Consider the following 16944-nt stretch of genomic DNA (forward strand, 5'->3'; position numbering starts at 1 on the left):
CAGGTCCCGTTCCCGCCCAGTCCAAGCCCGATGGATGCCATCATAATAGCATTGAGCCCCAAGGAGATGTCGAATGCGCCGCTTCAGGATGCAGATCGTGATGGTCGCCATCCTCATCACATGCGGGCTCGCGCGAGCCGAGGATTGGCCCGCGCGGCCGATAACGCTGGTCGTGCCGTACGGGGCCGGAGGGGCAACCGATGTGATCGCGCGCCTGTTCGCGCAGCAAATGAGCCTAAGCCTCGGCCGCCAGATTATCGTCGATAACGTCCCGGGCGCAGGCGGCATGACCGGCGCTAACAGAGTCGCGAACGCGCCACCCGACGGCTATCAGATCCTCTTTGGCGGCAGCGGCAATCTGGTCTTCAACCAGATCCTTTTTAAGAAGCCGCCCTTCAACGCGATCACCGACTTCACGCCGGTAGCATTGCTGACAGAGCAATCTCTGGTGCTGATGGCGCGCAAGGACCTGCCGGGCACAGGTCTGCAGGATTTCATCCGGCATGTGAGGGCGAGCAAGACCGCAAGCTTCGGCTCTTCGGGTGCAGGCTCCTCGACGCACCTCGGTTGTCTGATGCTCAATCTTGCCATCGGAGTGGACGCCACGCATGTGCCGTACCGCGGCAACGGGCCGGCGATGCAGGACTTAATTGGCGGTCGCATCGACTATTACTGCGACCTTATCCAGACAGCGCTGCCGCAGGTGCAAGCCGGCGCCGTCAAGCCGATCGCGATCCTTTCGCCGACGCGTTCTCCGATGCTCCCCGATCTCCCAACTGCGGACGAACAGGGTCTTACGAATCTCGACACCACCAATTGGTACGGGCTGTTCCTCCCGAAAGATTCTCCTTCATCAATCGTGCAGAAGCTCCACCTCGCGGCAACCGCCGCGCTCGATACGCCCTCGTTCCGCGATCGGCTGCATGGACACGGTGTAGCGGTCGTCGCTCCGGAGCGGCGCAGCCCGAATTATCTCGCACGTTTTCTCAACGACGATATCGCGAAATGGACCGTACCGATCAAAGGGAGCGGCGTCACCGTGGACTGAGTTTGGTGGCGTTCGCTCGGCACTGGTCTTGGACAGCTTTTGGGGAGGACACAAATGCGAATAGCTCTACGCGCCGCAGCCGCAAAATTCGGATTGATCGCCGTCTTGGCGGCGCAAGGCGTCGTTGCAACCGCTGCCGAAGTCAAAGTCATGGCCGGCGCCGCGATGAGGGGTGCCTTCGGGGAACTTGTGCCTCAATTCGAGCGCGCCACCGGGCACAAGATCGTCATCGAGTATGGAGCGGGCACAACCTTCAGAAAGCAGATCGAGGCCGGTGAAGCGTTCGACCTTGTCATCATCGATGCCTCCGAAGTGGATGAACTTATCAAGCAAGGCAAGATTGCTGGCGATACGCGTGCGGACATCGTCCGGGCCGCTATCGGCGTGGCTGTTCGAGAGGGTACGCCGAAGCCCGACATCAGTTCGGTCGATGCCTTCGAAAAAACGCTGCTCAGCGTGGGATCATTCACCTACGCGCCGGACGCGTTATACGGCAGGCATCTGTCTCAAGCGTTCGATCGCCTTGGCATCGGCGAACAGTTGAAGACCAAGACCAAGCCCAATCCTCTCGCGCGTGTTGCGCCGGCCCTAGCCGCCGGCGAAGTCGATCTCGCAATTGCCGGCATCCCCACACTTCTGTCCACCAAGGGCGTGCAGATTGTCGGCGTCTTGCCGGGAGAGTTGGAGAACTGGCTCGTAAACACGGCAGGCGTCAGCGCGGCCGCCAAGGAACCTGACGCTGCTAAGACCTTCATCAAGTATCTTGCGACCCCGGAGGCCATCACAGTCATCAAAGCGAAGGGGATGGAGCTGCCCCTGGGTCGGTAGCGCCCTGAGGTGTCGCGCTCCGTAGACCATGCCGAACATCAATCGCGTCCTGCGCGTTAGTCTGTGTGTTGTAACAGGCGGTTACCTTCCGTGACCGGACCTTGGCTTGAAAGCGCGCGACGCCCTGTGCCATACCCGAATCCTGTATTTTAGGGTGAGGGTTTAAGATGGCTGAAGCCGCTGGATTGCTGAGTGGAAAACGCGGCTTGATCATGGGGTTGGCCAATAATCGGTCGATCGCATGGGGTATCGCCAAGGCTTGCCGCACCCACGGCGCCGAACTCGCCTTCACGTACCAGGGCGATGCGCTGAAAAAGCGCGTGGAGCCGCTGTGCAACGAGCTCGGCGGCTTCCTCGCCGGCCACTGCGACGTCACCGACGCGGCCAGCCTCGACGCGGTCTTTGCGGCCGTCGAAAAGCATTGGGGCAGCATCGACTTCGTCGTCCACGCCATCGCCTTCTCGGACAAGGACGAACTTGACGGCCGTTACGTCGATACGACCGCCGAGAACTTCAACAAGACGCTGAACATCTCCTGCTTCTCCTTCACGTCGGTCGCGCAGCGCGCCGAGAAGATCATGCCGAACGGCGGCTCGTTGCTGACGCTGACTTACTACGGCTCCGAGAAGTGGATGCCGCACTACAACGTCATGGGCGTTGCGAAGGCAGCGCTCGAAGCATCTGTGCGCTACCTCGCGGCCGACCTCGGCGGGAAGAACATCCGCGTTAATTCGATCTCGGCCGGCCCGATCAAGACGCTGGCCGCTTCGGGCATCTCGGGCCTGCGCTACATCATCAAATGGAACGAACTTAACTCGCCGCTCCGCCGCGCCACGACTATCGAGGAAGTCGGCGATGCCGCCGTCTACTATCTCTCGCCGATGAGCCGCGGCGTCACCGGCGAAGTGCATCACGTCGACTCCGGTTACCACATCGTCGGCATGAAACATCCGGACGCGCCGGATATCGCGACCGTCAAAGAATAGCAGCGACGATGACCTTCGACGCGCAGCGCGCCGCCGACCTGCTCATCGCCGCGCGCCGCGACTTCCGTCAGGTTGCACTCCCCGCTCCTGCTCCGGCGAATACCGCCGAAGCCTATGCGGTGCAGAAAATCGTCGCCGCCGCGTGCGGTCCTGCCGCCGGCTGGAAGGTCGGCGCGAAGTCGACCAGCGAGACACCGAACACATCGCCGTTGTTCCGGCCAATCGTGCGCCAATCACCGTGTCATTGGCCGGCCAATGAACTGCACATGATCGGAGTCGAGGGCGAATTGGCGTTCCGTCTTGGCCGCGATGTGCCCTCGCGCCACACGCCGATGACACCGGACGAAGTCTGGAATTCTGTCGCCAGCGTTCACGCCGCGATCGAGGTCGTCGACACACGCGTTGCCGATTGGAAGAACGCCGACCGCTTGTGGATCCTGGCCGACAACCAAGCCAACGGCGGTTTTGTCTTCTCTCCCAGCGGGAAATCGCTTTCGGGCGGCTCGTATGCCGACGCCGAAGTCCGCCTCACCATCAACGACAAAATCGCTGTCGAAGCCCGCGGTGGCAATCCGGCGGGCGATCCGCGCTGGCTTGTCGAGTGGTGCGTCGATCATGTCGCGCGCGAACGCGGCGGCCTAAAAGCCGGCGACTTCATCACGACCGGCTCCTACACGGGCATGATTTTCATCGAGCCCGGCGCAAAAATCACCGCTGAATTCGACAACATCGGCAGAGTCGCAGTAGAATTCCCCGCGTAGTTTTTACCTGCAAGATTTGAATTACTCTATTTTGGTCGGCAGACTCCACAACTCGCAGCAACTTAAGCGATATCTTCCCACCATTCTAATCTGCAAATCTCGATTAGACCCTCTCTAATCGGTGGCTTTGCCGCATCGTTACTGTCGAAATCGCGGTGAATACTTTGAGTCACCCTCAATTTCGGTTGAGCGTCCAAATTCTCGCTGTCACAAGTCGCAGCGGGACTAAGGGGCTCAGACATGCAGATAAAATCAAAAACACACCGCTCGGCGCTCATGCCGCGCGCGATTTTCCTTTTCACCACCGCGCTCGTCCTTCCAGCTTTTTTTGTCGAAGACGTTGCGGCCCAACAACAATTACCGACCGTCAGCGTACAAGCGCCCCGCCAGCGCGCTGCCCGTCCGCAACCCGTGCGCCGCGTCGCACGCCGCGCTCCGGCACCGCGCCCGGTCGCACGCCCGGCAGCGCCGGTCGGCCCGACGGTCGCCGGCGAACGCGCCAACGGCCCGGTCAACGGCATCGTTGCGCGCCAGAGCGCGACCGGCTCGAAAACCGACACCCCAATTCTCGAGACGCCACAGTCCGTCGCCGTCGTGCCGCGCGAGCAAATCGTGCAGCAAGGCGCGCAGACGATAGCGCAATCGATCCGCTATGTGTCCGGCGCGCAGGGCGATCTCTACGGTGCCGGCTCGGTGTTCGATACAGAAGTGAAAGTGCGAGGCTTCGTCGCGCCGCGCTATCTCGACGGCCTTCGCCTTCCCTACGACTCGACGATTCAATTCGCGCAGCCGCGCACCGAGCCTTACGGCCTCGAGCGCATTGAGATCCTCAAGGGTCCGGCATCCGGCATTTATGGCCAGGCATCGCCGGGCGGCATCCTCAACATGGTGAGCAAGCGCCCGACCACCGAGCAGCGCGGCGAACTCGAATTTCAAACCGGCAGCTACGGCCGCATCCAAGGCGCGTTCGACATCTCCGGCCCGATCGATAAGGACCGCCAGTTCCTCTATCGCATCGTCGGCCTTGGTCGCGACAGCGATACTTTCATCAACGGCAATCACGAAAACCGGTACTACATCGCACCAAGCTTCACGTGGCAGCCGAACATCGACACGAGCTTCACGGTGCTCGCCAGCGCGCAGCGCGACCGGCTCGACGGCCAGATCCACCAGTATCTGCCCGGCTTCGGCACGCTCTACTCCAACCCGAACGGCCGCATTTCGCGCAGCACCTACACGGGCGAACCCGGCTTCGACCGCGTCGCCTTCGATCAAGCCTTCATCGGCTACGAGTTGAAGCATCGCTTCAACGAGATGTTCGAATTCCGCCAAAACGTGCGTGCCGGACAGGCCGACATCGAGACGTTCTCGATGCGTAACCGCAACGGCCTATGCCCGCTTCCGGGCAATCCGCTTTGCGCCTTCGACGCTTACGATCCGGCACAGCGCATCACGACACGCGATGCGAACTACGTCGGCGGCAGCTCGAAGAACTTCGCAATCGACAATCAGCTGCAGGCTGATTTCCAGACCGGCTTCCTGCGTCACCGCATGTTGTTCGGCATCGACTATCAGAAGACCGAGATCACGACGGATTATCGCGGCACGTTCGCGGGCTTCCCCATCGACGTCTACAATCCGGTCTACGGCGCGACGCCGCTTCCGACCAAAGCAACGATGATCCCGTTCTTCAACTACACGACGAACAAGGATCAGCTTGGCTTCTACATTCAGGATCAGATCAAGTTCGATCGCTTCAATCTGACTCTCACAGGTCGTCACGACAAAGCCTCGTCTGAAGTTGCGAACAACCTAACCGGTGGTCTCGTCAACCAGGACGACTCGCGCTTCACCGGGCGCGTCGGGTTGAACTACGTGTTCGATAGCGGCTTCGCGCCGTATGTCAGCTACTCGACATCGTTCGAACCTGTCGCCGGCCTCTCGCTGGTGTCGGCAACCGGCGAACCCTTCAAGCCGACAACCGGCGAAGGCTTCGAAGCGGGCATAAAATACGCACCGCCCGGCACGAAGATGCTATTCACCGCGGCATACTTCGACATCAAGCAGAAGAACGTCGTCGTGAACACGCCGCTCTTTATTCCCTTCCAAGTCGGCGGCATCCGCGTGAAGGGCGTCGAAGCTGACTTCCGCGCTGAGTTGATGGATGGGCTCGACCTCATCGCAGGCGCTTCGCATCAGAAGCCGATCGTCGAAGAGCACATCGATCCGACGCTCGTCGGCAAGGACGTCTCGGGTGTAAACCGCGACGCGGCGTTCCTTTGGGCCTTCTACACGGCGAAAAACGGCCCGTTCGCGGGTCTCGGCATCGGCGGCGGCGTGCGTTACACGGGCGCACTCTGGGGCGACGATGCGAACCTGATCCGCATTCCGAGCTACACGTTGTTCGACGCCGCACTCACCTACGACTTCAAACATCTGCGGCCGGAATGGAAAGGCTTCCACCTGCGCGTGAATGCTTTCAACGTGGGTGACAAAGTCTACATCAACAACTGCTTCACGGGCGTTCAGTACTGCGCCTACGGTCAGCCGCGCACCGTCTACGCAACGCTGTCGTATCGTTGGGGCGAGGCACAAGCGCCGCTCATCACAAAGTACTGAGCCGCGCCATTGAGACAACGAAAAACGCGGCTGCGGGAAGACCTCGCTGCCGCGTTTTCTTTTCGCCGGTTGACACAAAATGCCGATCGAGCGATGTCAAAATTCACGGACGGATCAATAGTTTAGATCGCTTCTAAGCTAGTGGGCCAGGGACAAAAAAATGCAGACAAAAACCATCCGCCGTTGGTCTTGGGTCCACAAGTGGACGAGCCTTATCAGCATGGTCTTCCTGCTGCTGCTCTGCATCACCGGCCTGCCGCTGATCTTCCATCACGAGATCGATCACATCCTTCAGGAAGAGGTCGAACCCGCGAATCTTCCGGCCGATACGCCGCGCGCTAATCTCGACGTGCTGGTGAAAAACAGCATGGAAGGATTCCCGAGTCAGGTCGTTCAGTTTTTGATTTGGGATCGCCACGAACCGAACGTCATCGGCCTTTCGATCGGCGAAAAGCCGGACAGCGATCCGACCAACAATCGCTTCCTGCGCGCCGACGCGCAGACCGGCAAGTTGCTCGAGGAAGTGAAATTCCGCGGCACCTTCACTTACATCATGTTCAAGCTGCACGTGGACTTGTTCGCCGGGCTGCCCGGCAAACTCTTCCTCGGCTTCATGGGCTTGCTGTTCGTCATCGCGGTGATCTCCGGCATCGTCATCTACGGTCCATCGATGCGGAAGCTCGACTTCGGCACCGTACGCTACGGCCGCTCGCGCTTCATCCGCTGGCTCGATCTACATAACCTGCTCGGCGTCGTCACCATCGTGTGGGCGCTCGTCGTCGGCGGCACAGGCGTCATCAACACCTGGGCCGATCTCGTCATCAAGATTTGGCAGTTCGGCCAGCTCGCCGAGATCACCGCGCAATACAAAGACGCGCCGATCCCGGCGCAGCTTACGTCGATCAACGAGGCTGTGAAGATCGCGACCGAACGTCTGCCCGATAAGACGCCGTCGTTCGTCGCTTATCCGGGAACGACCTTCTCGTCGAAGTCGCACTACATCGTATTCATGAAGGGTAATACGCCCCTCACGTCGCGCCTCGTGACGCCGGTTCTGGTGAACGCCGCCGACGGAAAATTCTCCGATACGCGCGAACTGCCCTGGTACGTCAAGACGCTGCTCGTCTCGCAGCCGCTGCACTTCGGTGACTACGGCGGCATGCCGCTCAAGATCATTTGGGCGATCCTCGATGTGCTGACAATCATCGTGCTGATCACCGGCATCTACCTTTGGTTCAAGCGGCGACGCAGCAGCAAAGTCGCGCAGCCGGCGCCCGCGCTTGCGCCGGCCGAATGAGCGACACGATGAACATGCATGTTACGTCCGTGAAAGAACGTGCACGCGTTATCCGCAAGCCGCACAGCACGTGGAGCACCTTCGCAGTTCCAATCGTGATGGCGATACTATCGGCGGTCGGCCTCACGACGGCGCTTGTCGGCGACGATCATTGGGACTGGATTTCGTGGATCACGCTCGGCATCCCGATCGCCGTCATCTTTTGGTATTGGATCTCGCATCGCGTTGCGAAAGCGCGTTGATCTAAAAGCCTTGCGCAAAAAGCGCGTTCCGTCATCAAGGTTGCGAAGAACTAACGATAGTCTCACGCCCCTAACGGTATTGAAAACAGCCGCTAATAGAGCGGCGATCCATCGATGTATTGGGACATCCTATAATGACGTACATTCGCATTTTCACTGCCTTTGCCCTTCTCACTCTCACGACAGTCGCGGCCAGTGCTCAGCAACTTGCAGCAGCGGGCGCGAGCTGTTCGACTCAATACAAGTTGTGCGTAGAACGATGCCGCGGCAACCCGAACCCGGCATGCGTTTCCGATATCTGCGCCGGAAAGCTTTCGGAATGCCGGTCGACGGGTTGTTGGCAAGACGCGCCACGCTTCGGCGGCAAGAAAACTTGCGGCCTTCGCGGCTAAGTTTGCACCGTAGGAAGCGGTCGGGGAGTATTCCTCGGCCGCACAAAGTTAACGGCCGCTTGAACCTCGTCCAAAATCCCGGGGTAGGAGCGAAGCGGTTTGTACAAGAATCTCGTCTAATTTGACTGAAATCGCGGACGTCGCCGCGGGGCAGAACAATCGAACTTGGACGAAGACAATGCGCCTTTCCGAACCTTACCGCGGCTACAACATCGATTTCGTCACCAGCGGCCGCCTGTGGAAGGCGACGATCTTCGCAGCCTCGCTTGCGACCCCTTTCATCGACTCAACGTCGGCGCCGATCCTCGTCGAGGACCTTGAAGCCGCTCGCTCGCTCGCGCAAGCGCGCATCAATCTGACACTATTGGATTTCGCGTCGGCCGCATAGCATCGCGATCTTCGAAAGCCGCGCTCCCGCCGTCACTCGGCGGCGTCGCGCTCGATTGCACCGTCGTCGACGCCGATCTGCAGCACATCGCTGAAGCGATTGAACGCGCCGCAAAGCGCGATGCGCCACGTGAGTTCAACGATCTGCGCCTCGCTGAAATGCTCGCGCAGGCGATCGAAGATCGCGTCGCGCGTCCGATTCCAGTTGTTCGTGACCGTAATCGCATATTCGACGACGAGCCTGTCGACGGCGTCCAACTCCGGATGGTCTGCGTAGTCGAGCAGGCGCTCGGCACCCTCCTCCGACACGCCCTGTATCGCCAACTTCGGGGTGTGGTGCGAAACGCAATATGTGCAGCGATTGATCAGCGAAACGGTTACGAGGCAAAGTTCGAGATATCGCTTTGGAATTGTCGCCTCATCCGCAAGCTCGGTCAGTAAAGCCCAGGTATGCCGGAAAATCGGCGGACGCTGCGCCATGACGCCGGCCTGATCCTCGAACGGACCGTACGTCGTCATCTTATCCCAGAGCGGATGTAAATCGGCCGGCAAATCTTGACGCGTTTTCGTCGACACACGAGCCACGGCGCTTCTCCTGAGCTTCGTCTAGGCGCTTTGGCGAATGATCACGCAAATCGGCCCGAAGCACAAATACCAGGCTAACTAGTCGCCGGCGTCCGGAACCCTTTGAGCCACATTTTGGCGGCCTGCCAGTGGATGGCGGCAATCACCTTTAAGGTGAGAAGCGGAATGCTCACCAGCAAGCGCAGCAACGAGGTGTCGGTCAACTTGCGGCGCTCGCCGTGTAGTCGAGCGACAATCAACGGCCCTTCGCTATCGCCGCCTTCGATCTTGAGAGTGATGCGTTCGCCGGGTTCGGAAGCGTCGAAGCGATAGCGCATATTGTTGTGAAGAAACGGCGAGACATAAAACGCTTTCGCGGTCTCTTCGGTCCGTCCTTCACGCCATGGCAGCGCATAACGGTGCCGCTCACCGAACGTATTGTGGACCTCGTAAATGATCGCGAAGAGATCGCCGGCGTCGTCAGAACAGAAATACAAACTCAACGGGTTAAAGCCGTAACCAAAAACCCGCGGCATCGTGAACAGCTGCACGCGAGTGGCTTCTGGCAAGCCGGAGTCACGCAACGTGGCATCGGCTTGTGCGCGGAGGCTCGTCGCGCCCCCATCACCGAAATCTCGGTCGCGAATGCTGAAGACATTCGGCGCGTTGTGCGAGAATAGGCGGAGGCCGCGCGAGATATCGTCAAGGCGGTCGAGATCGAGCAGCATCCAGAACACGCGATACCGCAGGCGATGCAGTTTCGGCCGCAACCGCACATGCGACACCTCACCGACATAGAGGCAGGCGTTCTCGGTCACGCCGAAACTCCCAGCGAAACACTCGGCCGCTCTCCGACAACAATCCGGCTCGATGGATTCTCGAGTTGCCACGGCCGCATCACGCCGCCGATTGCTTCCGCGACGGCAAGTCCCGCCTGCAAGCCATCCTCGTGAAACCCCGAGCCAAAATAAGACCCGCAGAACCAGATATTTCGCTTGCCCTGGAGTGACCAAAGCTGGCGCTGCACCGACATGGCACGATCGTCGAACAGCGGGTGATCGTATTCGACGGCGTAGAATGTCTCACGCGGTGTCCGAGCGGGATTGAGCGTAACGAACAGCGGACGCTCCGAGCGAATCCCTTGCAGCAGGTTCATCCAATAGGTCACGGTCGGCCCTTGCTCGACGCCCATGCGATCGTCGCCGAGGTAATTCCAGCTTGACCAAACGCCACGTCTGCGCGGCATCAGACTCGGATCGTCGTGGAGGTGGACACTGTTGCGCGCGTATTTGAACGCACCGAGCAGCGAGCGCTCCGTTGCCGTCGGCTCGGCGAGCAACCGCACGGCCTGATCCGCATGCGTGGCGATGACGACGTGATCGAAGCGATCGCGCTGTCCTTGCGCATCGATGATCTCGACATTCCCATCGTCGCCGACACTCACCGCCCGCGCACCGCGTCGCGTCGGAAGGCCGCGCGCCAGCACGTCCACGTAGCGCCGGCTGCCACCCGACACGGTCCGCCACTGCGGCCGGTTGCGCCAGCGCAGAAGTCCGTGATTGTCCTGGAAGCGGAGAAACGATGCGGCTGGATAGTTCAGGATCGCCTGCGGCGACGCAGACCAAATCGCTCCCGCCATCGGCAGCAAATGGTCATCGCGAAACGCCGCCCCATAACGGCCGGCGGCGAGAAAATCGCTGAGCGTCGTCTGCATCTGATCGAGCGCGGTCACCTGCGCCGGTGCCTCACGATAGAAGCGCTGCAGGTCGTGCAGCATCGACCAGAAGCGCGGCCGGAACAGATTGCGTTTCTGCGCGAACAGTCCCGCAAGGTTGGCTCCGGAATATTCGAGATCGCCGCCGGCGATCGAGACCGCGAACGACATGTCGGACGGCTGCGTCTCGACGCCGATATGGCGGAATAGCGCGGTCAGGTTCGGATAGGTCGCCTCGTTGTAGACAATGAAGCCGGTATCGACCGCGACAGCATCGTCGCCCTGCCCGAACAAAACGGTGTTCGAGTGCCCTCCGAGCCGCCCGTCTTGCTCGTAGAGCACGACGTCGTGGCGCTGGTTGAGCAGCCATGCTGCCGATAAGCCCGAAATTCCGCTGCCGACGACGGCAATTTTCAGGGCGCCTCCATGCATGTCACAACGTCCGTCTCATGGCACAGACCTAACGTGGCCTCTGCAACAACATCTGATACGCTTGGCGTCCATCTTTGGATCACGTGATCCAAAGGGCCGGCTTCTGCGTATTGAAAGGCGATGAACGCCTCCGTAACGTTGAACCGGCAGGAATTTCGCCTAGCGCCCCTCGTCCGCCGCGCGACGCGCTGGGCGCGTGTTCGCTCACCAGCCAGGATCCGCACACCGGTGGAGACCCATACCGACTTCGGCGAGTTGATTGTGGCGATTGCCACGCGTCGCGATCGGGATGCGTTTGCGCGGCTGTTTGCATTTTATGCGCCGCGCCTCAAAGCCATGGCGATGCGGACAGGCGCTTCCGGCGAAATTGCCGAGGACATTGCCCAAGATGCAATGATCGCCGTCTGGCAGAAGGCCGCCCAGTTCGACCCTGCGCGCGCATCGGCCGGCACCTGGATATTCACGATCGCACGCAATCTGCGTATCGACGGCGTTCGCGCGGCACGTCGAGCGGATGCTCTCAACTCCGATTGGCCCGAGCCCGAGAGTGAAGCTGCGCCGGACGAGATCGTGAATGGGCTGGAGCAGGAAGCGCGCGTCCGCGCCGTCTTGCGCGACCTTTCAGCCGACCAAATGCAGGTCGTTCAACTGTCGTTCTTCGAAGGCCGCGCACACGGAGACATCTCGACCCACCTCGGCATTCCGCTCGGTACCGTCAAATCGCGGCTGCGGTTGGCACTGACGCGGCTGCGAGCCGCATTGGACGATCTGCGATGACGATTACTCATCACCCGAGCCCCGAAATTATCGCCGCTTATGCGGCTGGCACGATCGACGAAGGCCGCCGCCTTGTCGTCGCGACTCACCTCCATCTTTGCGCGACGTGTCATGACTTGCAGCGAGCGTGCGAGGTTGTCGGCGGCTTGCTGCTCGATGATGAAGCGCCCGCCGCGATGGCGCCTGGCGCAATCGAGGCTACGTTGGCCAAACTCGACAACGCACCGCCGGCCTCAGACAAACCGCTGACGTTGTCAGATTACAAACTCGGCCGCTGGCTTTGGCGCGGCCCCGGCGTTTACTGGCGCGAGGTTCCGACCACCGACGCGGGCGAGACGCGGAGCTTCATGCTGCGCGTCGCCCCGAACACGCAGTTGCCGCACCACACGCATGAGGGTTTCGAGTGGACTTGCATCCTGCAGGGCGCGTTCCGGCACGCCGGCGGAGTCTACGGCCCCGGCGATTTTGACGAAGCCGACGAAGAAACGCACCACACGCCGATCGTTGAACCCGGCGAGGACTGCATCTGCCTCGTCGCTATGCGGGGAACGATCCAACTCAAGGGCTGGCAGCGTCTGCTGCAGCCGCTGATCCGAATATGACGCTGTCGTCCTACCTCATCGGTCTCGTCGCCGTCAGCGCGGCGATGTCGCTCGTCATGACCGGCGCGTGGCTTGCCTGGCTACGCACGCGCAACTCCGGCTGGATCGATACGATCTGGACCTTCGGGCTCGGCACTGTCGGCTTCGTCGCGGCACTGTTCCCGGCCGGCGCGGCGTTGACGAACCGGCAACTCGTCGTTGCCGCGCTGATCGCAATTTGGTCCGCCCGCCTCGGCCTGCACATCGCGCAACGCAGCCGCGGCATCACCGACGATCCACGTTACGCGAAACTCGCCGCCGAATGGGGCGACAACGCGAAGACGCAGATGTTCATCCTGCTGCAGAAGCAAATGCTGGTCAGCATTCCCCTCGCATCGACGATGCTTCTAGCCGCGCGGAACATCCCGGGGCTATTGCGGATACAAGACGTTATTGCCGTACTGGTGTTGCTAGCCGCGATTGCCGGCGAAGCACTCGCGGATCGCCAGCTCCGCCGCTTCCGCAGCGATCCGGTCAACAAAAGCAAGGTTTGCGATGCCGGGCTGTGGCGTTACTCGCGGCATCCCAACTACTTCTTCGAATGGCTTGGCTGGGTCGGCTACGCGCTCTTCGCCATCGACCTGACGGGAGCTTACCCGCTTGGCTGGCTGGCCATCGCCGGGCCCGCCTGCATGTACTGGCTTCTCGTTTACGTCTCCGGCATTCCCCCACTTGAAGAACACATGGCAAAGCGCGCGGATTATCGCGCGTATCAGCATCGCACAAACGCGTTCTTCCTCGGCCCACCACGCGCGGCAAAGCCATGAGCCTACTCGCGCGCTCGATCCGCGTGGGCGAAGGCATCGCTTGGCCTGACACGATCAGCCGCGCCGTCATCCGCAGTCTTGTCGCGCGAACGCGTCGCAATCTCGACGCACAAGGCCCGAACGATGCCGTATTCGCCGAAGCGATGCGCGCTTTCCCGATCGCCGAATCGAGCGACAAGGCAAACGCGCAGCACTACGAAATCCCGGCCGAATTCTTCGCGCACGTTCTCGGCCCCTATCGCAAATATTCATGCTGCCGTTTCGAGGGCGGCGATACGCTCGCCCAAGCGGAAGCGCGCGCGCTCGCCGAGACGGCAACGCATGCCGACTTTCGCGACGGACAGAGGATCCTGGAGCTCGGCTGCGGCTGGGGCTCACTCTCGCTTTGGATAGCCAACGCGTTCCCGAATGCCCGGATCACGGCCGTATCCAATTCGCATTCGCAGCGCGGCTACATTGTCGAGCAAGCCGCTGCGCGAGGCTTGAAGAACCTCGACGTCATCACGGCGGACATGAACGCGTTCGAGCCGCCGGGACAGTACGACCGCATCGTTTCGGTCGAGATGTTCGAGCACATGACGAACTGGTGGCCGTTGCTCGAAAGGCTTCGCGACGCGCTCGATCCAGACGGCAGACTTTTCTTGCACATCTTCACGCACACGTTCGCGTCGTACCGTTTTGACCCGGACAACGCGGCCGATTGGATCGCGCAGCATTTCTTCACCAGCGGGATCATGCCAAGCGAGAACCTTCTCGCCGAATTCTCGAGCCTGTTCACCATCGAACAGTCGTGGCGCTGGAGCGGCCTCGACTACGCGCGGACAGCGGATCACTGGCTCGCCGCGTTTGATGCGAATATCGGCGCGATCCGGCCAATCCTCCGCGACACATACGGCGCCGAAGCCTCATTGTGGGAACGGCGCTGGCGGCTTTTCTTCCTCGCCACCAGCGAACTCTTCGGCCACGCCGGCGGCGACGTTTGGGGTGTGAGCCACTACCGGCTCAAGCCTGCTTAGGCCTGGCGAGCCACCAGAAGCGTCACGGCGTAATAGGCCAGCGCCGAAGCAACTGCGGATGCAAACGCGCCATAAGCTATATCGATAACCGTGATCTGCGTGGACCACACGCGCATCGTTGCGTGATTGGTGAGGTCGTATGTGGCGTAAGCAAGCGCGCCGAACAGGAAACCGAGCCGGACGGCGCTAACGACCGAATCCTCACGCAGCGCGGGCAGCACGGCGAACACGACCAGCCCGATCGGATAGGCGAGATAGAACACGACAGCCGGCGCGATGCGCACCGATGGAGCCAGCAATTCTCCAATGATCGGCCGATAAAGCGCGGCACCGAGCAGACTGAGCCATAAAAGATCGACGATACCGAAGACCAAAAAAGCCGTGATGTAAGCAGCGAGATACGTCATGCGCGCCTCCTGCCAACCAATACGACCGAGCCCGGCGATTGGATCATGATCTGGCACCGCATCAGCCATGGAAAGCGAATCGCCGCGGTTCGATACTTGATTCTTCCATAGTAGACTTGGCGCATGCGCGTGTTATGGTGACCGAAAGCGCTGCCCGGGCGCCCGATAGGGTGTTCGAACAACCGCAAAAGCGGAGTAGGCTAGCGCGGGGAGAGAATGATGAAGCTCGTCCGTGCATCTTTGTGCGCCACATTGATGGTTGCCGCCGCAATGTCCGCCAACGCGCAAGACAAGCCGTTCAAAATCGGCGTCATCGACGACATGTCGGGAACCTTCGCCGACAATGGCGGTCCCGGCACAGTTCTAGCGATTCAGATGGCGGTCGAAGACTTCGGCGGGTCGGTGCTCGGTCGCACGATCCAAGTGCTGACAGCGGACCATCAAAGCAAGCCGGACATCGGCTCTAGCGTGGCGCGGAAGTTCATCGATGACGGCGTCAGCGTTCTGCTGCCCGGCGGATCGAGCTCCGTCGGCCTCGCCGTGCAAGCTGTCGCGCGTGAACGCGCCATCACGACGCTGGTGAGTGGCGGCTATGCGCCGAACTTCTCGACCAACCAGTGCTCGCCGTACGGTACGCAGTGGGCGCCATCGACGCACGAACTCGCCAACTCGGTCGCCAAAGCGGTCGTCGACGAAGGCGGCAAGAAGTGGTTCTTCCTCACCGCGGACTATGTTTTCGGCCATGGCCTGGCGGCTGACGCGAGCCGCGCCGTGAAGGCGGCGGGCGGCGAAGTGCTCGGCGAAGCGCGGCATCCGCTCAACTCGCACGACCTCTCCTCGCAACTTCTGACCGCACAATCCTCCGGCGCGAACATCATCGGCCTTGCGAATGCTGGGCCGGACCTCGTCAACACGATCAAACAGATCCGCGAATTCAACATCAAAGCCAAACCCGCGACGATGCTCGTCTACGAGAACAACGTCGTCGCGCTTGGCCTCGAAGTCGCGCAAGGCCTGCGACTCTCCGCGCCGTTCTACTGGGACATCAACGACGCAACGCGCGAATGGTCAAAGCGCTACATGAGCCGCTTCAACAACAAAGTTCCGACGATGGGTCATGCCCTCGCCTACATCGCGACGACGCATTACCTCAAGACCGTGAAAGCCGCGAACACGGACGACGCGAAAGCGATCGCGAAGAAAATCCGCGAATTGCCGATCACCGGCGACATGATCCAGAACGCGAAGATTCAGGCGAACGGCCGCGTCGTGATGGACATGCATGTCTTCGAGGTGAAGAAACCGTCCGAGTCGAAAGGCCCCGCCGATCTCTACAATCGCCTCGCGACGTTGAAGAGCGAAGGCCTTTTCACGCCGGCCGACAAGAGCGGTTGCGAGCATCTCGTCACGCAGTAAGGCCTTGTTGCGCCGCTCAACCGCGGCGCACGATCACCACGTAATACTCGCAGATGGCCTTGCCCTCGTTGGCAAGGTGATACGCCTCATTGATCGAGAAAAACAAAGCGTCGCCGGCTTTGAGCGAATAGCTTCGCGCGCCGACACGCGCCGTCAGCTCGCCACGTTGCACGATTATGTGCTTCTGCGTCGGCACGTCGTATGCCGGCAGCAGCCCTGATGATTGGCCGGGCGGAATGCGATGCAATAGAATTTCGACGCCATTGTCGTTGCGCTCCGGCGATATGACCGAGCGTTCGAAGCCCGTCTCGCGATCGACGAACGGAACGCGATTTGCCGCACGCATCACGGCTGTCGTCGCGCTATCGCCGGCGGTTTCGAGCAGCCCCGACAACGATAAGCCGAGTCCGTTGGCGATCCGCGTGATGATCGCAAGCGTCGGCGACTTCTCGGACCGCTCGACCTTCGACAACATCGCGCGGCTCACTTTCGAGCGCTCGGCCAATTGCTCGAGCGTGAGCTCCTTCTGATGACGCAACGCGCGCACGCGCTTGCCGAGATGCGCGGCGGCATCCTCTTTCTTGGTAGAGCTTCGCGTTACGCGACGTCCGCCATCCGCTGTCGTCGGCGAGCGCCGCCCGGTATTCATC

The 16944-nt window shown here is 60.9% G+C and carries 18 protein-coding genes; 13 read left to right on the forward strand and 5 right to left on the reverse strand.

Annotated elements, in window-relative coordinates; all coding sequences use genetic code 11:
• Nucleotides 1–202 precede the first annotated feature (202 nt).
• The 8 genes from GJW30_RS20730 (at nucleotide 203) to GJW30_RS20765 (ending at nucleotide 8561) form a co-directional block, all read left to right on the forward strand.
• Nucleotides 203–1048 carry a Bug family tripartite tricarboxylate transporter substrate binding protein gene (locus GJW30_RS20730; protein WP_157746809.1) on the forward strand — a complete coding sequence of 282 codons (846 nt, stop codon included), beginning with the start codon at nucleotides 203–205 and terminating at the stop codon, nucleotides 1046–1048.
• A gap of 54 nt (nucleotides 1049–1102) precedes the next feature.
• Nucleotides 1103–1876 carry a molybdate ABC transporter substrate-binding protein gene (gene modA / locus GJW30_RS20735; RefSeq protein ID WP_096358269.1) on the forward strand — a complete coding sequence of 258 codons (774 nt, stop codon included), beginning with the start codon at nucleotides 1103–1105 and terminating at the stop codon, nucleotides 1874–1876.
• A gap of 167 nt (nucleotides 1877–2043) precedes the next feature.
• A complete protein-coding gene (gene fabI, locus GJW30_RS20740; protein ID WP_096358270.1) occupies nucleotides 2044–2862 on the forward strand; it encodes an enoyl-ACP reductase FabI in 819 nt (272 codons plus the stop codon).
• 8 nt (nucleotides 2863–2870) lie between these two features.
• Complete coding sequence (locus GJW30_RS20745) at nucleotides 2871–3623, forward strand: 2-keto-4-pentenoate hydratase (protein ID WP_096358271.1); 753 nt, start codon at nucleotides 2871–2873, stop codon at nucleotides 3621–3623.
• Between the two features lie 240 nt (nucleotides 3624–3863).
• Entirely contained in the window at nucleotides 3864–6242 is a 2379-nt protein-coding gene (locus GJW30_RS20750) for a TonB-dependent siderophore receptor (RefSeq protein ID WP_096358272.1), read from the forward strand.
• Nucleotides 6243–6402: 160 nt separating this feature from the next.
• Complete coding sequence (locus GJW30_RS20755; protein ID WP_096358273.1) at nucleotides 6403–7539, forward strand: PepSY-associated TM helix domain-containing protein; 1137 nt, start codon at nucleotides 6403–6405, stop codon at nucleotides 7537–7539.
• Nucleotides 7540–7547: 8 nt separating this feature from the next.
• On the forward strand, nucleotides 7548–7781 hold the full coding sequence (locus GJW30_RS20760) for a hypothetical protein (RefSeq protein WP_130364615.1): 234 nt from the start codon (nucleotides 7548–7550) through the stop codon (nucleotides 7779–7781).
• Between the two features lie 570 nt (nucleotides 7782–8351).
• Nucleotides 8352–8561, forward strand: coding sequence for a hypothetical protein (locus GJW30_RS20765; RefSeq protein WP_130364617.1), 210 nt, complete (start codon nucleotides 8352–8354; stop codon nucleotides 8559–8561).
• Between the two features lie 32 nt (nucleotides 8562–8593).
• Here GJW30_RS20765 and GJW30_RS20770 read toward each other — a convergent pair whose 3' ends face one another.
• The 3 genes from GJW30_RS20770 to GJW30_RS20780 all read right to left on the reverse strand — a co-directional run bounded on the left by GJW30_RS20770 (nucleotide 8594) and on the right by GJW30_RS20780 (nucleotide 11270).
• Nucleotides 8594–9145, reverse strand: a complete 552-nt coding sequence (locus tag GJW30_RS20770; protein ID WP_096358276.1) for a carboxymuconolactone decarboxylase family protein — start codon at nucleotides 9143–9145, stop codon at nucleotides 8594–8596.
• 74 nt (nucleotides 9146–9219) lie between these two features.
• Nucleotides 9220–9942, reverse strand: a complete 723-nt coding sequence (locus GJW30_RS20775; RefSeq protein ID WP_096358277.1) for a DUF1365 domain-containing protein — start codon at nucleotides 9940–9942, stop codon at nucleotides 9220–9222.
• Nucleotides 9939–11270, reverse strand: coding sequence for an NAD(P)/FAD-dependent oxidoreductase (locus tag GJW30_RS20780; RefSeq protein WP_096358278.1), 1332 nt, complete (start codon nucleotides 11268–11270; stop codon nucleotides 9939–9941). Before GJW30_RS20780 ends, GJW30_RS20775 begins: the two co-directional genes overlap by 4 nt.
• 228 nt (nucleotides 11271–11498) lie before the next feature.
• Between GJW30_RS20780 and GJW30_RS20785 the strand changes: the two genes are divergently transcribed.
• The 4 genes from GJW30_RS20785 to GJW30_RS20800 are packed head-to-tail and all read left to right on the forward strand — an operon-like array spanning nucleotide 11499 to nucleotide 14471.
• Nucleotides 11499–12047 (forward strand): sigma-70 family RNA polymerase sigma factor, encoded by a 549-nt coding sequence (locus GJW30_RS20785; protein WP_245408583.1) that lies wholly within the window; start codon nucleotides 11499–11501, stop codon nucleotides 12045–12047.
• Complete coding sequence (locus GJW30_RS20790; protein ID WP_096358280.1) at nucleotides 12044–12649, forward strand: ChrR family anti-sigma-E factor; 606 nt, start codon at nucleotides 12044–12046, stop codon at nucleotides 12647–12649. The genes GJW30_RS20785 and GJW30_RS20790 overlap by 4 nt, the downstream gene beginning before the upstream one ends.
• Nucleotides 12646–13455, forward strand: coding sequence for a DUF1295 domain-containing protein (locus GJW30_RS20795; protein WP_096358281.1), 810 nt, complete (start codon nucleotides 12646–12648; stop codon nucleotides 13453–13455). Before GJW30_RS20790 ends, GJW30_RS20795 begins: the two co-directional genes overlap by 4 nt.
• Complete coding sequence (locus GJW30_RS20800) at nucleotides 13452–14471, forward strand: SAM-dependent methyltransferase (RefSeq protein ID WP_096358282.1); 1020 nt, start codon at nucleotides 13452–13454, stop codon at nucleotides 14469–14471. Before GJW30_RS20795 ends, GJW30_RS20800 begins: the two co-directional genes overlap by 4 nt.
• On the opposite strand, the gene GJW30_RS20805 is transcribed toward GJW30_RS20800, so the two are convergent.
• On the reverse strand, nucleotides 14468–14878 hold the full coding sequence (locus GJW30_RS20805; RefSeq protein WP_096358977.1) for a DUF2177 family protein: 411 nt from the start codon (nucleotides 14876–14878) through the stop codon (nucleotides 14468–14470). The genes GJW30_RS20800 and GJW30_RS20805 overlap by 4 nt on opposite strands.
• Before the next feature lie 219 nt (nucleotides 14879–15097).
• Between GJW30_RS20805 and GJW30_RS20810 the strand changes: the two genes are divergently transcribed.
• On the forward strand, nucleotides 15098–16294 hold the full coding sequence (locus GJW30_RS20810) for an ABC transporter substrate-binding protein (RefSeq protein ID WP_245408584.1): 1197 nt from the start codon (nucleotides 15098–15100) through the stop codon (nucleotides 16292–16294).
• A gap of 16 nt (nucleotides 16295–16310) precedes the next feature.
• On the opposite strand, the gene GJW30_RS20815 is transcribed toward GJW30_RS20810, so the two are convergent.
• Nucleotides 16311–16943: a helix-turn-helix domain-containing protein gene (locus tag GJW30_RS20815; RefSeq protein ID WP_096358284.1), complete on the reverse strand. Its 633-nt coding sequence runs from the start codon at nucleotides 16941–16943 to the stop codon at nucleotides 16311–16313.
• Nucleotide 16944: the final 1 nt, after the last annotated feature.

The sequence above is a fragment of the Variibacter gotjawalensis genome (genome assembly GCF_002355335.1).
GTDB classification, from domain to species: Bacteria; Pseudomonadota; Alphaproteobacteria; order Rhizobiales; family Xanthobacteraceae; genus Variibacter; species Variibacter gotjawalensis.

Excerpts from the sequence above, each read along its gene's own strand:
- GJW30_RS20800 (WP_096358282.1), top strand. The coding sequence starts at position 13,452 with ATGAGCCTACTCGCGCGCTCGATCCGCGTGGGCGAAGGCATCGCTTGG.
- GJW30_RS20805 (WP_096358977.1), bottom strand. The coding sequence starts at position 14,878 with ATGACGTATCTCGCTGCTTACATCACGGCTTTTTTGGTCTTCGGTATC.
- GJW30_RS20750 (WP_096358272.1), top strand. The coding sequence starts at position 3,864 with ATGCAGATAAAATCAAAAACACACCGCTCGGCGCTCATGCCGCGCGCG.
- fabI (WP_096358270.1), top strand. The coding sequence starts at position 2,044 with ATGGCTGAAGCCGCTGGATTGCTGAGTGGAAAACGCGGCTTGATCATG.
- GJW30_RS20810 (WP_245408584.1), top strand. The coding sequence starts at position 15,098 with ATGAAGCTCGTCCGTGCATCTTTGTGCGCCACATTGATGGTTGCCGCC.
- modA (WP_096358269.1), top strand. The coding sequence starts at position 1,103 with ATGCGAATAGCTCTACGCGCCGCAGCCGCAAAATTCGGATTGATCGCC.
- GJW30_RS20790 (WP_096358280.1), top strand. The coding sequence starts at position 12,044 with ATGACGATTACTCATCACCCGAGCCCCGAAATTATCGCCGCTTATGCG.
- GJW30_RS20795 (WP_096358281.1), top strand. The coding sequence starts at position 12,646 with ATGACGCTGTCGTCCTACCTCATCGGTCTCGTCGCCGTCAGCGCGGCG.
- GJW30_RS20780 (WP_096358278.1), bottom strand. The coding sequence starts at position 11,270 with ATGCATGGAGGCGCCCTGAAAATTGCCGTCGTCGGCAGCGGAATTTCG.
- GJW30_RS20755 (WP_096358273.1), top strand. The coding sequence starts at position 6,403 with ATGCAGACAAAAACCATCCGCCGTTGGTCTTGGGTCCACAAGTGGACG.
- GJW30_RS20745 (WP_096358271.1), top strand. The coding sequence starts at position 2,871 with ATGACCTTCGACGCGCAGCGCGCCGCCGACCTGCTCATCGCCGCGCGC.
- GJW30_RS20765 (WP_130364617.1), top strand. The coding sequence starts at position 8,352 with ATGCGCCTTTCCGAACCTTACCGCGGCTACAACATCGATTTCGTCACC.
- GJW30_RS20815 (WP_096358284.1), bottom strand. The coding sequence starts at position 16,943 with ATGAATACCGGGCGGCGCTCGCCGACGACAGCGGATGGCGGACGTCGC.
- GJW30_RS20760 (WP_130364615.1), top strand. The coding sequence starts at position 7,548 with ATGAACATGCATGTTACGTCCGTGAAAGAACGTGCACGCGTTATCCGC.